General features: G+C 63.1%; 13 protein-coding genes. 1 reads left to right on the top strand and 12 read right to left on the bottom strand.

From position 1 onward, the window contains the following. Positions 1–166: 166 nt before the first annotated feature. The 5 genes from V1273_RS11180 to V1273_RS11160 all read right to left on the bottom strand — a co-directional run bounded on the left by V1273_RS11180 (position 167) and on the right by V1273_RS11160 (position 4,434). Positions 167–1,453 (bottom strand): DUF445 domain-containing protein, encoded by a 1,287-nt coding sequence (locus V1273_RS11180; protein ID WP_334367739.1) that lies wholly within the window; start codon positions 1,451–1,453, stop codon positions 167–169. Positions 1,454–1,662: 209 nt separating this feature from the next. Further along, positions 1,663–2,139 carry a phasin gene (locus V1273_RS11175; RefSeq protein WP_334367738.1) on the bottom strand — a complete coding sequence of 159 codons (477 nt, stop codon included), beginning with the start codon at positions 2,137–2,139 and terminating at the stop codon, positions 1,663–1,665. Positions 2,140–2,384: 245 nt separating this feature from the next. Further along, positions 2,385–2,978, bottom strand: coding sequence for a GNAT family N-acetyltransferase (locus V1273_RS11170; RefSeq protein ID WP_334367737.1), 594 nt, complete (start codon positions 2,976–2,978; stop codon positions 2,385–2,387). Beyond that, positions 2,975–4,057, bottom strand: coding sequence for an alpha/beta fold hydrolase (locus V1273_RS11165; protein WP_334367736.1), 1,083 nt, complete (start codon positions 4,055–4,057; stop codon positions 2,975–2,977). Before V1273_RS11165 ends, V1273_RS11170 begins: the two co-directional genes overlap by 4 nt. Continuing rightward, positions 4,054–4,434 (bottom strand): hypothetical protein, encoded by a 381-nt coding sequence (locus tag V1273_RS11160; RefSeq protein WP_028350065.1) that lies wholly within the window; start codon positions 4,432–4,434, stop codon positions 4,054–4,056. The genes V1273_RS11165 and V1273_RS11160 overlap by 4 nt, the downstream gene beginning before the upstream one ends. Before the next feature lie 164 nt (positions 4,435–4,598). On the opposite strand from V1273_RS11160, the gene V1273_RS11155 reads away from it, so the two are divergent. After that, positions 4,599–5,513: an alpha/beta fold hydrolase gene (locus tag V1273_RS11155; RefSeq protein ID WP_334383068.1), complete on the top strand. Its 915-nt coding sequence runs from the start codon at positions 4,599–4,601 to the stop codon at positions 5,511–5,513. A gap of 147 nt (positions 5,514–5,660) precedes the next feature. On the opposite strand, the gene V1273_RS11150 is transcribed toward V1273_RS11155, so the two are convergent. The 7 genes from V1273_RS11150 to V1273_RS11120 form a co-directional block, all read right to left on the bottom strand. Next, complete coding sequence (locus tag V1273_RS11150) at positions 5,661–6,335, bottom strand: spermidine synthase (protein WP_334412192.1); 675 nt, start codon at positions 6,333–6,335, stop codon at positions 5,661–5,663. 173 nt (positions 6,336–6,508) lie between these two features. Next, the gene (locus tag V1273_RS11145; protein WP_334409623.1) at positions 6,509–9,748 is read right to left on the bottom strand and encodes a bifunctional cytochrome P450/NADPH--P450 reductase; all 3,240 of its coding nucleotides are present in this window, start codon (positions 9,746–9,748) and stop codon (positions 6,509–6,511) included. A 130-nt stretch (positions 9,749–9,878) separates the two neighbouring features. Continuing rightward, entirely contained in the window at positions 9,879–10,874 is a 996-nt protein-coding gene (locus V1273_RS11140) for an alpha/beta fold hydrolase (protein WP_334383070.1), read from the bottom strand. Between the two features lie 10 nt (positions 10,875–10,884). Next, entirely contained in the window at positions 10,885–12,429 is a 1,545-nt protein-coding gene (locus V1273_RS11135; protein ID WP_334409621.1) for a WS/DGAT/MGAT family O-acyltransferase, read from the bottom strand. Between the two features lie 154 nt (positions 12,430–12,583). Continuing rightward, the gene (locus tag V1273_RS11130; protein WP_334412191.1) at positions 12,584–13,318 is read right to left on the bottom strand and encodes an esterase/lipase family protein; all 735 of its coding nucleotides are present in this window, start codon (positions 13,316–13,318) and stop codon (positions 12,584–12,586) included. Positions 13,319–13,386: 68 nt separating this feature from the next. Next, positions 13,387–13,638, bottom strand: a complete 252-nt coding sequence (locus V1273_RS11125) for a DUF6489 family protein (RefSeq protein WP_065744106.1) — start codon at positions 13,636–13,638, stop codon at positions 13,387–13,389. Between the two features lie 101 nt (positions 13,639–13,739). Beyond that, positions 13,740–14,993 (bottom strand): NAD(P)/FAD-dependent oxidoreductase, encoded by a 1,254-nt coding sequence (locus V1273_RS11120; RefSeq protein WP_334409620.1) that lies wholly within the window; start codon positions 14,991–14,993, stop codon positions 13,740–13,742. Positions 14,994–15,045: the final 52 nt, after the last annotated feature.

Raw genomic sequence — 15,045 nt, 5'->3', positions numbered from 1 at the left:
CCCCTTACGTCGCGGCAGCCGGCCACCGGTTCAGTTAGACGCCAACGCGGGTAGAATCGTTCGGCACTGCAATATAGCTCCATAAAAAGCTAGGGAACCGGCTTTCCCCTTGCAAGCAATGCAGATCACATCTCGGATAACTAAAAGCATTGACGTGATGAATTAGTCACAGCAGCCGCAGCAGGTATTCGAGGGTGTACAGCGCCAATCCCGCTAGCCCGCCGATCAGCGATCCGTTGAAGCGGATGTATTGCAGGTCGCGGCCGATGTTGATTTCGATCAGCGAGATCAACTGCCCCATGTCCCAGGACTTCACCTGGTCGGAGATGAAGGTCGAGACGCCGCTCTTCTGTTCGGCGATCACGGTGCGCAACACCGCCACGAGGCCCTGGTTGATCTCGGTGCGCAACTCGGCATCGCCTGCCAGCGCCTCGCCCGCTTTCACGAACATGCGCACCAGATATTGCTCCAACACCTGCGTCTCGCCCGAGGCGCTGCGTTCGAAGAACGAGCGTGCGTTGGCCCAGATGTGGCGTGCGAGACCCGTCACTTCGGGACGCGCCAACAGATCGCGCTTCAACCCTTGGATCCGCTCGGCGTAGCTTGGATCGGTGCCGAGGCGATCGACGAAGGTCATCACCATGCGATCGAATTCGCCGCGGAACGGGTGCGCGGGATCGTTGCGGACTTCCTCGAAGAAGGCGGTGGCGGAAGCCACGATCTTGTTCACCAGGAACTTGTCGGCGCGATACAGCTTTAGCAGCGTCGGCAATTCGGCGCGGATCTTTTCGCGGATCATCGCCATGGTTTCGGCCTGCGTCATGGTCTGATGCACCGCGCGCAGGATGTCATCGAGCAGGCCGGAATGCCGCCCCTCCTTCACGAATGCGCGCAGCGTTCCGGCCGCCAGCGGCGCGAGATCGATCGACATCAGTTGCGCGGTGATGCGGCGGCTGACGAACGTCATCAGCCCGGAGGTCTCCGTCGCCGCCACCGCTTCGGGCAACAGCCGCAGCGCAAAGCGCGCAAGGTCCTCGCTGCGCTTGCGGTCGCGCAGCCAGTCGGCGATGAACGCGCCGAAATCGATCTGCCGCAGCTTGGCCTCGACGGGAGCTGCTTCCAGGAAATGCTTCTCGATGAATTCGCCGAGCTTGTCGGCGATGCGGTGCTGGTTGCTCTGGATGATCGCGGTGTGCGGAATCGGCAGTCCCAGCGGCCGTTTGAACAGCGCCACCACGGCATACCAGTCGGCCAGGCCGCCGATGGTGGCAGCTTCCGCAAACGCCGCGATGAAGCCGAAGGCCGGATGCATCGGCAGCAGCGCTCGTGCGGCGAGGAAGATCGCAAACGTCGCCGCCAGCACCGACGTCGCCAAAATCTTCACGCGCCGCAACTCGGCGGCGCGGATGGCGTCGCCGGGAGAGTCGATGACGAAGGTGGCGGGAAGCGTCATGACGGCTTTCGAGGAACGGTTCGCGTCCGCATCAGACTAGCTGTCATTGCGAGCGAAGCGAAGCAATCCATGTCGCCGCACCGGAAGGATGGATTGCTTCGTCGCTATCGCTCCTCGCAATGACGGCAACAGGTCATGACGAGGATGAGGACAAAAAGAAGGCCCGCAAAAGCGGGCCTTCGAAAACGGCAGTTGTCAGGCGATCGCGATCAGGCGGTCTTGGAGTAGACCTTGGCAAAGTTGTCCTGCGCGGTCTTGGCGCCCTCAGTGACGAGCTTGCCGAGATATTCGGTGGTGGCCTTCGCCCGCGTGACGAGCACTTCGCCGCGCGCACGGACCAGGTCCGACTGGATCTGGGCAGCTTCGCTCAGCGACTTCGCCGAAGCGAGCTTGTCGATGCCGGCGAAGAACGCTTCCGCGTCCTGGTAGAGCGCCTGCTGGATGTTGCGGCTGATCTTGGCGGCCTCGGAAACCGAACCGGCAACGGCGGTCTCGATCGCAGCGGTCGCCTTCTCCGAACCGGCATAAAAGTCGGCGGCGCGCTCCTTGGCGGTCTCGGTCTGCTTCTTCACGAACTCACGGGCGGCTTCCGGAACTTCCAGGTTCTGGAGCTTGGTGAACGCCTCGGTAACGGGCGCGAAGGCTTCCTTGACGGTGTTCAGCACGGAATTGGTTTCGGTGGTCATTGGGGGTCTCTCCATCCTCGGTTTGAGCTATGGGCTCACCCCGTCCGATTGGCCCGGGGCGCGTGTGTTGTGCCATAGTTAATGGTGCGTCGCAACATTAATGTTGCAGCGCGATATCACGAATTCGTGAACAGCCCGATGGATGAGCGGTCCGCCCAGAGAACCGGCAAAAGTTCCACTTTAGGCTAATGCCGGAGCCGCCCCATCTACTTTGCATGGGGTTGTTTTCGCGATTTTGTGTTTGGCTAATGCTGCACGGCCCCCGGGAGCCCATAGGCTTCCATCTGTGCCCGGACCTGCGCCACGTTATGCCCAAGCACGACAATGTCGTGCTTTTTGCCGTCGACATCCCGGACGTGGTCCCGCAGCAGGGCCTCGGCCCGGAAGCCAAGGCTCTCGAACAGCGCGATCGCCGCTTGCTGGTCGACGGTCATCTGCACCGACAGCTTTTCCAGCCCGGCGCCCAGCGCCAGCGCAAACGTTTCCTGCGACAGCGCCCGGCCGACCCCCTGCCCGCGGACGTCAAGCGAGACCACCATCCGGATCTCGCCGACATGGGGCGACCATGAATGCGGGTCGCGTACCAGCGTGCCGCAGCCGACCACCGTCCCATCCTTCACTGCCAGCAGGCTGACGATCTGGCCGCGCTCGATCTCGTTGATCCAGGCCGAGAGCACTTTTGGCTGGCTGATGTTGCGCGGCAGAAACAGCAGATCATGCGTCGGGAGCTTTTGCGCAAATGCCAGCACGGCGGCTTCGTCCGCCCGCCCCATCATGCGGAATTCGATCTCGCCGGCATCGGTCTTGACGTGGCGCGGATAGGAACGTGTCTCGCTCATGTTGATCTCTTACCTAGCCAGGAATCCAGTTTCGGCCACAGCCGCTTGATCGCATTGGCGCCGGCGACGAGGCTGACGTGACCGCCCTTCAGCATCACCTCTTCCTTGTCGGTCGAACCGACCTTGGCGATCAGGTGCTTGGCCGCATCATAGGGCACGATGTGATCGTGTTCGGCGACCGCATGCAGGATCGGCACCTTGATCCTGGAAATATCCGCCGCACGCCCGCCGACCGACATGGTGCCGTTATAGAGTTTGTTGTCCCACATCAGGTTCTTGGTGATGTCGCGGAAATACTCGCCCGCCAGTGGCAGCGTATCCGTCGCCCACCGGTCGAACATCCGGTACGACTTCACGAACTCGTCGTTCCAGATGTTTTCCCACAATTGCACCTGGCTGACGGTGCGCGACGCCGGCCGCAGCATTTCGAACGAGGACAGGATCATTTCGGGCGGCACATTGCCGACGCTGTCGACGAGGCGATCGACGTCGAAATAGCGGCGGTCCGAAAAGTTCTGGAACAGCTTCATCTCGCGGAAATCGATCGGCGTGGTGAAGCAGATCAAATTCTTCATCGGCCCGTCGTGGAAGATCGAGCCGTACAAGAGCGACAGCACGCCGCCGAAGCAATAGCCGATCACGGTAACGTCCTGCTCGCCGGAATCCCGCTGCACGCGGCGGACGCAGTCCGGGATGAAGTCGAGGACGTAATCCTCCATCCGCAACGATTTTTCTTCCGGCTTCGGCGCGGTCCAGTCCAGCATGTAGACGTCGTAGCCGCGCTTCAGCAGAAACTCGATAAAGCTCTGGCCCGGCACCATGTCGAGGATGTAGCCGCGGTTGGTGGTGGCCATCACGATCAGGATCGGCACGCGGTAGATTTCATCCGCTATCGGCCGATAGTGATAGAGGTTCATGGTGCCGCGGGCGGCCAGGATGTCCTTTGGCGTCGAGCCGAGCGACGGGCCGGAGGTAGAAAAATATTCGACGCCCTTGATGCTACGCTGGATCGCGCGCTGCACCTCGGACTGGACCCGCTCCGAAATGGAAGCGAGATCGAGACCCGCGGGAGCGTTCATTTCTGCTCTCCCTCCGCCGGCGGACGCTTGGTGCGCGGCGGCCGCGGCGTGCCGTAGCCGCTCTCCGGCGCCAGCGAATTGTGGTGCACCTGATGCAACAGTGCCTTGATCTCGTTGAGCTGGCCCTCGATCGCCTGCAGCCGCTCCGCCATGCCGACAAGCTGGGCCCGGCTCGGCAGGTTCATCGCCAGCAGGTATTTCTCCATCAATTCGCCGAGCTGCTTCTGCGCGCCTGCGCTGACGCCGCCGACCTGATTCATCATTTTCGAGAATTCGGGCGAGGCCATCGCCTGGTTGGCAAAGGAGTTGAACCCCTTCTCCATCTCCCCGATCATGGTCTGCCAGATCACGGCAGGATCGTTGCCTTTGTCGGCCATAGGCGCCCTCTCCCGAAAGATTACGAGCGCTTGCCACGCTTTGCTTGTGTTTGGCCCATACCACACCGTTGCAGCGGGCCGGTCAACCGCTGCGACGTCTTCTGCGGTGCGGGAAACCGTGCCATAGTTACTGAAGCCAGATAACACTTGAGGGAAGACACGTGATGCTCGCCCATCAGCCGCCTCAGATCGCCCGCGCCAACGGCATCGATATTTGCTATGAGATTTTCGGCGATCCAGCCGCGGAACCGATGCTGCTGATCATGGGGCTCGGCGCCCAGATGATCCATTGGGATGACGATTTCTGCCGCCAGCTCGCCGCGCGCGGCTTTCGCGTCATCCGCTTCGACAATCGCGACATCGGCAAGTCCTCTCACATGTCCGGCGGCAAGCGGCTGACACCGTTCGAACTGCTGAAGCTGCGATTCCTGAAGATTCCGGTGGCCGCACCCTACAAATTGATCGACATGGCCAAGGACACCGTCGGCCTGATGGACGTGCTCGGCATCCACTCGGCGCATCTGGTCGGAGCCTCGATGGGCGGCATGATCGCGCAGGAAGTCGCGCTCTCGTTCCCGCAGCGGGTGCGTTCGCTGACCTCGATCATGTCGACCACGGGCAATCCAAAAGTGCCGCCGCCGACGCGCGAGGCTTCGGCCGTGCTGATGGCGCCGCCGCCGCGGACGAAGGAGGAGTATTTCGAACGGTTCGCCCAGACCTGGAAAGTGCTGCGCGTCGGCTCGTTCCCGGAAGACGAGGCGCTCGACCCTGCCCGCGCCGCCCGCACCTATGAACGCGGCCTCAATCCAAACGGCGTCGGCCGGCAGTTGCGGGCGGTGCTCGCCTCCGGCAGCCGCAAGGAACGGCTGCATCACCTGAAAATCCCGACGCTCGTCATTCACGGCACCGTCGATCCGCTGGTGCGCCCGGAAGGCGGCAAGGATACCGCGGCGTCAATCCCCGGCGCAAAGCTCCTGATGATCGAAGGCATGGGCCACGCGCTGCCGATCCCGATGTGGCCGCAGATCATCAACGCGATCGCCGGGCACGCGCAGGGTGCGGCCGCAAAGGCGGCGTGATCTATCCCGTCGTCCCTGCGAAAGCAGGAACCCATAACCACCGGCGTGCGTCGTTGCGAGCGCTGTGGCTCCAGCCCAGTCTCGCCATCAGCATTTGTGGTTATGGGTCTCTGCGTTCGCAGGGACGACAGCGGAGATGCTGGCCAGTCAGCTCTTCATCGCAATCCAGATTACGTGGCGCACGCCGCGGCCTTTGCCGGTGGCGCGGATGTTGACTTCGTTCACCTCGAAGCCTGCACCACGAAGACGTTTTGCGAACGCCGCGTTTGGCCCCGAAGACCATATGGCCAGGATGCCGCCCGGTCGCAGTGCGGCGTGCGTCGCACGCAGGCCTGCCGCGTTGTAGAGCGCATCGTTGGCCTCACGAGTAAGCCCCTCCGGTCCATTGTCGACATCGAGCAGAATGGCATCGAACTTCGAACGATGCGACCGGATGATGTCGGTGACATCCGTCTCTCGAATGCTGACGCGGGGATCGTCCAAGCTGTCGCCGAAGATTTCTGCCATCGGGCCTCGGGCCCAACTGACCACCGCCGGCACCAGCTCTGCCACCACGATCTGCGCTTCATTGCCGAGCCCGGCGAGCGCCGCACGCAACGTAAAGCCCATGCCCAGTCCACCGATCAGTACATGCGGTTTGGCGACCTTCTCGATCTTCTTCGCAGCGAGCGTCGCGAGTGCGGCTTCCGAGCCCCACAGGCGGCTGTTCATCAGCTCGTTGCTGCCGAGCTTGATGGAAAACTCCGTGCCGCGGCGCATCAGGCGCAGTTCATCGCCGGTGCCAGGAATGCGGGCGGTGTCGAGCTTTTCCCAGGGAATCATGTGGAGGGTTGTAGCATGCGGTTTCAATAGTCGTCGTCCCTGCGAACGCATGCGAACGCAGGGACCCATAACCACCGGATGTTGTGGTTATGGGCAGAGCCTCCGGCGCTGTTGTCTCAATGAGGGGCCGCGGAGTATGGGTCCCTGCGTTCGCAGGGACGACGGCGAGAGCCTTACCCGCCCGCCCAGACGTCCAGCACGTAGCGGTTCCTGGTGCCGAGATCGTCGATCCAGCGCAGGCCGGCATCGGCGTCGGCGCCGGACTTTTCGCGATAGATCGCAACCAGCGCGGCCTTGACGTCTGGCTCCATCTTGCCGCCGTCGCCGCAGACATAGACGATCGCGCCCTGCTCGATCAGGCTCCAGATGCGGTCCTTTTGCGCCGCCACCTGATGCTGCACATAGGTCTTCGGCCCGTCGGCGCGCGAGAAGGCGGTGTGCAGTTCGGTGATGCCGTCGATCGCGAACGCCTTCAATTCATCCGCGTAGAGAAAGTCCTGTTCGGGATGTCGGCAGCCAAAGAACAGCATCGCAGGACCGAGTTTTGCGCCCTGCGCCCTGCGGTGCGCGCGCTCCTGCAGGAACCCGCGGAACGGCGCCAGCCCCGTACCAGGACCGATCATGATCACGGGTTGGGCCGGATCGTCCGGCAGCCGGAAGCCGGCCTTGGTCTCGCGTATGGTCGCATGCACGGTATCGCCGACGCGGCGTCCGGCGAGATAGTTCGAACAGACGCCCCTGTACACGCCACGTCCCGAACTCGCGGGCGATTCCACCACGCCGACCGTGACGCTGCAACGCGTCGGATCGGTCGAAGGCGACGATGAGATCGAATAATAGCGCGGCGCCAAGAGCGACAGCATTTCCAGGTAGGCGTGGAACGGCAGTTCGCAGGCCGGATGCTCTTCCAAGAGATCGAACACCGACTTGCGCCTGGCCAGCACGTCCGATCGGTAACGCTCGGTGGAAACATCGTCGTCGCCGACATAGGCCAGCAACTTCGGCTTGGTGACGGGACAGCGCGTGTGTTCCGACATGATCTGAATCTGCTTGCGCGTCGCGATCTGCTGCAACTCGACGAACTCGGTCAACAACCGCCCGACCGACACGGCATCGCCGACCGGCAATTGCGCGCGGCGGCCCTCGGCGACGTGCAGCCGGACCTGGTCGGCGGGCAGAAAACCGAAGCGGCGCGCGACGGAATCGACCAGCGCCGGATCGTTGCGCGGCACCACGCTGAGGTGGTCACCGACGCGGAAGGTGACGCCGGGCGGCAATTCCACCTCGACGTGGCGGGTCGAGCGGTCGGAAGGACTGGCGCCGGCCTTGTTCTGCAGTTCGGAATTGACCAGCACCTTCATCGGCGCGACGCCGCCCTGCGCCAAGATAGTGTGAACGGCCGATGGCGCCACCGGCTCGATCGAATAAAGCGGCGCGTCATCGGCGCTGCGGGCGAAGCCGGAATCGACGCCCAGTTCCTTCATGGCCGCGGGTGCTGCCGCCGCAAACCATTTTTCGAACTGGCCGTCGAGATCACTGCGGGCATCGCCCTCACCGCGGCCGTAGAGGCTGCGCGCGCCGTGCGCCGCCAACTGCTCGTCGATCATGCGCGGCACGGACTGGTAGGTCGCGGCCCAGTCGCTGTTGCCGCAGCCGAACACGGCGTATCGCACCTTGGCGAATGCGTCCTTTGGCAGGCCGCTGTCCAGCCATTTGACGAACTGCGTGGCGTTGTCGGGGGCTGCGCCATTGTAGGAAGCGCAAAAGATCATCAGCGCGCCCTGCTCCGGCAATTTGCCGACGTAATCGTCGAGCGCGCCGAGCTTTGTCGCGAAGCCGCTGACCTCGGCGAGGTCAGCTACCCGCGTCGCCAGCTCTTCCGCGGTGCCGAGGTTTGAGCCATAGAGCACCAATAGCGGCGTGTTGTGGCCCGGGCGGGTCCGCGCCTGTGGCGCCGCCGCGCTTGAGGCAGCGGCCGCGATAGCGGCGCGGCCAGCAAACGCGCCACGGTCCTTGTCGGCGCGCGGCCGCACCTTGATCTTGAAACCGTCCGGCTTGACTGTCAGCGTTTCCTTCAGGTGCATCTGGTAGCGATGCACATCGATCAGCTTGAAGCGCTGCAGGATCATGCCGATCGCCAGCGCCGCCTCGTGCATCGCAAAGCCGCGGCCGATGCAGGCGCGCTGGCCGTTGCCGAACGGCTTCCAGGCATTGATCGGACGCGCGGCCTCGGCCTCGCGGCTGAAATTCTCGGGATCGAAGACGTCCGGGTTCGGACCCCAGACGCTGGGGTCGCGGTGCAGCGCCATCACCAAAACGGTGATGAACGTATTCTTCTTCAGCTTGTATTTGCCACCGCCGATGGCTTCGTCCTGAAGCGGCGTGATGCCGTAGGCCGGCGCCGGCGGCCACATCCGCAGCGCTTCCTTCAAGATCTGCGTGATGTAGGTGAGCTGCGTGACCTGCTGATAGGTCGGCCTGGCGTTGATATCGGGCCCGAGCACCCGGTCGACCTCCTCATAGGCCTTCCTCAGCACTTCCGGATGCTTGAGCAGCGCGTAGATCGTGCACGAGAGCAGTCCGCTGGTGGTCTCGTGGCCCGCAATCAGGAAGGTGTTGATCTGGTAGCGGATGTTGATGTCGTCGAGCTGCTCGCCGGTCGAGCGGTCGATGCCGGTCATCATAGCGCCCAGCATGTCTTTCTTGGCCTCGGCGGCTTCAGCATTGCCGCGGCGCTCGGCGATGATCTCGTCGACCATCTTGTTCATGAAGGCGACGTCCTGGGCCAGCGTCTTGCGCCGCTTCTGCATCCACAGATTTTCCAGCGGCAGGCCGCGAGTCATCATGATGGTCTCGAGCGAGCGCACCAGCGACTCCACGAACGGGTGATAGTCGCGGCGGTAGAATGAATTGAAGCGGTAGTCGAAGCCGCAGAGACCAATCGTGTCGAGCGTCAGCGCCGTCATGTCGTGCACGACGTCGATCTCCTCGTCGGCGTTGAGCCGCTCCCATTTCTTGACGAGCTGCTCGGCGATATCGACCATGCTCGGGTGATAGGATTGCATCGCGCGGTTGCCGAACGGCTGCAGCAGGATGTTGTGCGCCTTGCTCCAGTTCGGCTCTGTCGTATCGGCCGTGAACAGCCCGTCGCCGCCGACGGCGCGGACGCGGCGCAGCGAGCCGCGCACCGTCTTGTCGAAACGCTTCTCATCGGAGAGCTCGTCGATCAGATCGTGGCCGGAGACGATCACGATCGGCGCGCCCATCATGTCGAGCCAGAAGATCGGCCCGAGCTCTTTGGACAGCTTGACCAGATGCTGCACCGGCGCGTTGGGATCCAGCGACAGCATGTTGCCGACGACGGGCTTCTTCGGCGGATGCGGGATCGGACTGAGTTTATTGCTGGACGCCATTGTCGAAGTGTCTCCCCTGCCTGCCTCAACCGTCATTGCGAGCGATGCGAAGCAATCCATCGCTCGGCAAAACGAAAGAATGGATTGCTTCGTCGCTGCGCTCCTCGCAATGACGGCTGGTTATGCGGACCTACCCAAATCTTTTCCTGCGCCACTCGATCAGCTTGCTACTAACCTCGTCCGGCTTTTCCTGCTGCGTCCAATGGCCGCTGTCGCGCACGAGATACTTCTCGAGATCGGGCACCAGCTTCTCCATGCCCTCGGTCGCCGACGGCGGCAGCACCGCGTCGTTCTCGGCCATGATCATCAGCGACGGCACGCGGACGGTATGGTCGAGCCCTTCCGAGCGCTGCCAGTTGCGGGAAAAATTGCGGTACCAGTTGATGCCGCCGGTGAAGCCGGTCTTGGTGAAGGTGTCGACGAACACCTGCTTTTCTTCCGCCGACAGGATCGGCGTGCGCGGATCGTGCTTGGCATCGTAATTCGCGATCATCTGTGGAAACGCCAGATTGAGTCGCGCTGATGCGCCGACACCCGCAATCGGCTGCTCCTCCGGCGTACCCGCGGGCCGCGCCACCGGCTTGCGCATGAATGCGTCAAAGGTCTGCTCGACCCGGCTGCCGAAAATCCTGTCAGGCTCGCGGCCAGGGTCCTGGAATTGCACGATGTACATCTTGTCGCCGAAGCGCTGCCGAAACAGCTCGATCGGATCGGCCGGCATGCGATCCCAATGCGGGGTGTTGACGCCGACGACACCGGCAACGCGACCCGGATGACGCAGCGGCATCTGCCAGACGACGAAGCCGCCCCAATCGTGGCCAACGAAGATCGCCTTGTCGATCTGGAGATGATCGAGCAGACCGACGAGATCGCCGGTCAGATGCTCCATGTCGTAATCCTCGACCGGCTCGGGGCGGTCGGTCGCGCCATAGCCGCGCTGATCCGGCGCAATCACCCGGATGCCGGCCTCGCTCAGCGCTTTGATCTGGTGCCGCCAGGAGAACGCGATCTCCGGCCAGCCATGGCAGAGAATGACCGGCGGCTTGTCCGATTTGGGCCCCGCCTCGTAATAGCCCATGCGAATACCGTTCACCTCGGCGAATTGCAGCGGCGGCATTTCAATCATGGCGGGCCCCCTATTCAGCGGCGCGGGTCATGCTCGGCGGCGGCGCGAACGCCGCCTCCAGCGCTTCAAATTCGACCGGGAGCATGTCGCAGAGAATCTGGACATGCGGAATGATGTTGGCGCCAGCGATGAAGCCGAAATCGAGCTGGTCGCGATAGCTTTGCACGGTGATGTTGAGCGCGATGCCATGCGTCGAGATCGACACCGGGAAGATGTGCAGCAGTTCGGCGCCGGCGGCATACAGCGTCTGCCGCGGCCCGGGCACGTTTGACACGGTGATGTTGGCTGCCGGCGGCAGCACGTCAGAGAGATTGGAGCGGCTGTAGAGCAGCGCAAGGATCTGGGTCACGATCGGCGCGCCCAGCATCGAAAGGTTGGAGACTTGCGGCATCAGCGCCCGCAGCGGATGCGACATCTCCTTCGACTTGGTGGATTGCGCGATGATGGTTTCCAGCCGCGTCTTGGGATCGTCGACGTTGGTGGCGATCGCGCAGATCATGCCGAACACCTGGTTGTTGGCCTCGGCGTTGCCTTCCTCGCGCAGCGAGATCGGCACCGCTGCGGTCAGCGATTTGCTGGGCAGCGCGCCCTGGCTGATCAGATAGCGGCGCACCACGCCTGAAGACAGCGCCAGCACGACGTCGTTGAGCTTGCCGCCGGACGTCTTTGCCAGAGCCTTGGCGCGCGACAGCGAGATCGAGACGCCGGCAAAGCTGCGCTCCGACGATATCGCCTTGTTCAGGATGGTCGGCGGCGAGGCCATGCTGGCCAGGCTGTCGCGCGACTTCGGATCCGAAATCTTGCCGACCACATCTGACACGCTCTTGAGCATCGTCGGAATGCTGCTGGCGAATTTCACCGCGCTTTCGATCTGGAACATGGCGTTGTCGAACAGGATCGATCCGAGATCGCTTTTTCCCGAGCGCGGCAGCTCGAGGCTCTTTGGCGCCGCCTTCGGGTCGAACGGCTGGGTCCAGAGCTGCTGGTAGGAATCGATCAGGTTGGCGGCGATGTCGCGCGGCTCCGGCGCCACCTTGCGCGCCGTCGGTGGATCGACCTGACGCGGCACCGGGGTGATGTCATAGATCATGCTGGTGAGTGCGGCGCCGGCGCCGCCGTCAATGCAGGCATGGTGCATCTTGGAGTAAAGCCCGATCTCGTTGTCCTTCATGCCTTCGAAGACATAGAACTCCCAGAGCGGGCGGGCGCGGTTGAGCAGCTTGGCATGCATCCAGCCGACGATGCGCTCCAGCGTCGCGCGGTCGCGCGGCGCCGGCAGGCTGGCGCGGAAGATGTGGCGGTCGATGTCGAACTGGTCGTCCTCGACCCAGGACGGATGATCGATGTCGAGCGGCGCCTTCTCCAGGCGGGCTTTCAGGATCGGCGCGATGTGCAGCCGCGAGGCGATCATCGCCTTGAACTCTTCGAAGAAGTCGCCCTTGTAGCCTTCGGGCAGGCGGAAGATCGCCATGCTGCCGACATGCATCGGCATTTCCGGGGTTTCCAGATACAGAAACGACGCGTCCAGCGAAGACAGCTTCTTGGCGTCCGCCATATTTTCCTCCCGCAGTAGAAACGCGGCGCCTTGGCGGCGCTTCTGGCGTCTGGAATGTCTTTGTTATTGGAGCATATCCGAAAACCGGCAGCCATTCCGCATCAATTGCAGAACGGGATCTTTCGCGATCGTGCCCTTAGCTCAGGGCGCGGATTCAGGATTGTGCATTTTCGGGGGGCCCATAGGCAATGGCAAATGGTCCTGATCGGTCAAAATGCTTAAACTCGCCTTGCGCCTGCGCCAGGCGGTCGGCTACTGCCCATAACGCTGCGGGGTTGACGCCGAGCCCGATATGGCTGGCAAGGTGGACCTCGATGTTTTCGGCGTTTGCGGAGGGACGCAACAGGCTGGTGTGCCAGTTCACGATGCCGTCGGTCCGCGAATAGATCGAGGTCGCCGGCACCGGCAGGTCACCGGCAATGGCCAAGCGGATTTCCGGATTGTCGTCGACAGTTTCCCCCGACAGCACCTCATAGAGCCGCGTGGCGTTGGTCGCGCGGACATCGCTGGCAAACGGGCTGCCGAGCGTGATCACCGAGCGCACCATGTCCGGCATCTGCAGCGCGAGATCGCGCGCATAGACGCCGCCGAGGCTCCAGCCGACCAGGCTGACCTTTCGGCCCGTCGCTTCATAGATGCGCCTCAGGAGAGCTTGCAGTGCCCCGCGCTTGGAAGCGATGCCACCGAAATTGCGGCCCATGTCCCAGGCATAGGTATCGTAGCCGAGTTCTTTCAGATAGCGCCGCATCGGCGCCATCGACAGATCGCTGGCGAGAAATCCCGGCAGCGCCAGCACCGGATGCCCGTCGCCCCTCGGCGCACGCAACAAGAGCGGCGACAGTAACAGGCTCGAATTCAGCTCGAACAGCGCCCGCGTCTCGGCCAGCATCAGAAACAGGCTAGGCGGCCGAAGCCGCTGCTCTTCTGTTGCTGCGCCGCTTTCCGCGATGGCCACTCTCACTTGTCCTTCTTGGCCATGCCGCCGAGCCCGGCCATGGTCACGAACATATCCTGGAATCGCTCGGCGATCTTGGGATCGAACGTGAACCAACTCTGGATCAGCGATTCCGGCGACACCTTTTCGATGTTGGCCATCACCTGCTGCTGCATCTTGTCCATCACGGCGGTCTGCATCGGCGAGACGTCGGGCAATCCGAAGAACTGCCTGGCCTCCAGCGGCGTGCAATCGATTTCGACGTTAACTTTCATGACCGCTCCTTATCGCGCTGCCCTTGCTGCAGTATCGACACGACGGACCGAGTCATGCAAGGACCAGAGCCGGTCCCCGGTCCCTTCAACTCCCGATATGGTCAACCAAAGCGTTCGATGGCAAACGGCCTGACATCGGCAAACGGCGTCTCGCCGGTCATCATTTCGGCCAGCAGGCGGCCGGTCGCGGGTCCGAGCGTCAGGCCGTGGTGCTGGTGGCCGAAATCGAACCATAGCCCGCCATGGCGGGGGGCCTTGCCGATCACCGGCAGCATATCCGGCAGGCAGGGCCGCGCACCCATCCAGGGCTTGGTGTCGACCGGCTCGCCGAGCGGGAACAGTCTGTGCGCCCGCGGCAGGGCCCGCTCGACCTGGATCGGCGTTGGTGGTGCATCGCGGTGGGCAAACTCGGCGCCGGTCGTGAGCCGAATGCCGCGGTTCATCGGCGCCAGGAGATAGCCGAGATCGGTGTCCAGCACCGGATGATTCAAGATCGCATTGCCGCGCGGCTTGAGATGCAAATGGTAACCACGCTTGACCTGAAGCGGGATCGAATAGCCGAGCGGGGCGAGGATCTGGTCGGACCACGGCCCCATCGCCACCACCACTTCGCGCGCTGCAATAGTGCCTTCCAGCGTCGCCACCCGCCACCGTCCGCTCGCCTGTTCGAGCGTTCGGGCGTCGCCGACCAGATAACGCCCGCCCTTGCGGCCGAACAGCGCCGCATAGGCCTTGGCCAGCCCACCGGGATCGGGCACAAATCCCGGCGCGGGAAAATGGATCGCGCCGCTGAAATCACCCGTCAGATGCGGCTCGCGCGCTGATATCGCCGGCCGATCCAGCACCTCGCCGGCGACGCCGTGCTGGCGTGCGCGCTTGAGATCCTGCACCGCATCCGCAAGGGTCGTCTCGGAACGAAACAGCTTGATCCAGCCGGTCCGCCGCAACAGCTCCGGCACATTGGCGTCCGCAATCAGCGCCTCATGCTCGATCAGGCTGCGCTGGATCAACGGCAATTCGGCCATTGCGCTGTGCAGTGCACGCTCCGGTGAAGAGGCGAGAAAATACCGTGCCAGCCACGGCAGGAAGATCGGCAAATCCCTGAAGTGGTAATGCACCTGCGGCGCGCGAAGAAACGCGTAGCGCAGGATCTGGCCCACGTCACGCGGAAACATATAGGGAAAGACCGAAGCGCACTCGATCAGCCCTCCATTGCCGTAACTGGTTTCCTCGCCGGCCGTATCATGGCGGTCGATCAGAACTACGTTCCGGCCGCGTTTTTGCAGGTGCAAAGCGGCGCTGACGCCGACCATGCCCGCACCCAGGACGAGAACGTCGGCCTTCAGTTCCGCCATCCACAACTCCGAAAGTTCAATGTAACGTGCTTGCGCATGCGTCTTAAGGTGA

This window comes from Bradyrhizobium sp. AZCC 1721, from assembly GCF_036924715.1.
GTDB lineage: Bacteria > Pseudomonadota > Alphaproteobacteria > Rhizobiales > Xanthobacteraceae > Bradyrhizobium.
This window is presented reverse-complemented; position numbering and strand designations above follow the sequence as displayed.

What these genes read in the sequence shown, in the direction of transcription:
- V1273_RS11180 (WP_334367739.1), bottom strand. Translation starts at nt 1,453, where the DNA reads ATGACGCTTCCCGCCACCTTCGTCATCGACTCTCCCGGCGACGCCATC.
- V1273_RS11175 (WP_334367738.1), bottom strand. Translation starts at nt 2,139, where the DNA reads ATGACCACCGAAACCAATTCCGTGCTGAACACCGTCAAGGAAGCCTTC.
- V1273_RS11170 (WP_334367737.1), bottom strand. Translation starts at nt 2,978, where the DNA reads ATGAGCGAGACACGTTCCTATCCGCGCCACGTCAAGACCGATGCCGGC.
- V1273_RS11165 (WP_334367736.1), bottom strand. Translation starts at nt 4,057, where the DNA reads ATGAACGCTCCCGCGGGTCTCGATCTCGCTTCCATTTCGGAGCGGGTC.
- V1273_RS11160 (WP_028350065.1), bottom strand. Translation starts at nt 4,434, where the DNA reads ATGGCCGACAAAGGCAACGATCCTGCCGTGATCTGGCAGACCATGATC.
- V1273_RS11155 (WP_334383068.1), top strand. Translation starts at nt 4,599, where the DNA reads ATGCTCGCCCATCAGCCGCCTCAGATCGCCCGCGCCAACGGCATCGAT.
- V1273_RS11150 (WP_334412192.1), bottom strand. Translation starts at nt 6,335, where the DNA reads ATGATTCCCTGGGAAAAGCTCGACACCGCCCGCATTCCTGGCACCGGC.
- V1273_RS11145 (WP_334409623.1), bottom strand. Translation starts at nt 9,748, where the DNA reads ATGGCGTCCAGCAATAAACTCAGTCCGATCCCGCATCCGCCGAAGAAG.
- V1273_RS11140 (WP_334383070.1), bottom strand. Translation starts at nt 10,874, where the DNA reads ATGATTGAAATGCCGCCGCTGCAATTCGCCGAGGTGAACGGTATTCGC.
- V1273_RS11135 (WP_334409621.1), bottom strand. Translation starts at nt 12,429, where the DNA reads ATGGCGGACGCCAAGAAGCTGTCTTCGCTGGACGCGTCGTTTCTGTAT.
- V1273_RS11130 (WP_334412191.1), bottom strand. Translation starts at nt 13,318, where the DNA reads ATGCTGGCCGAGACGCGGGCGCTGTTCGAGCTGAATTCGAGCCTGTTA.
- V1273_RS11125 (WP_065744106.1), bottom strand. Translation starts at nt 13,638, where the DNA reads ATGAAAGTTAACGTCGAAATCGATTGCACGCCGCTGGAGGCCAGGCAG.
- V1273_RS11120 (WP_334409620.1), bottom strand. Translation starts at nt 14,993, where the DNA reads ATGGCGGAACTGAAGGCCGACGTTCTCGTCCTGGGTGCGGGCATGGTC.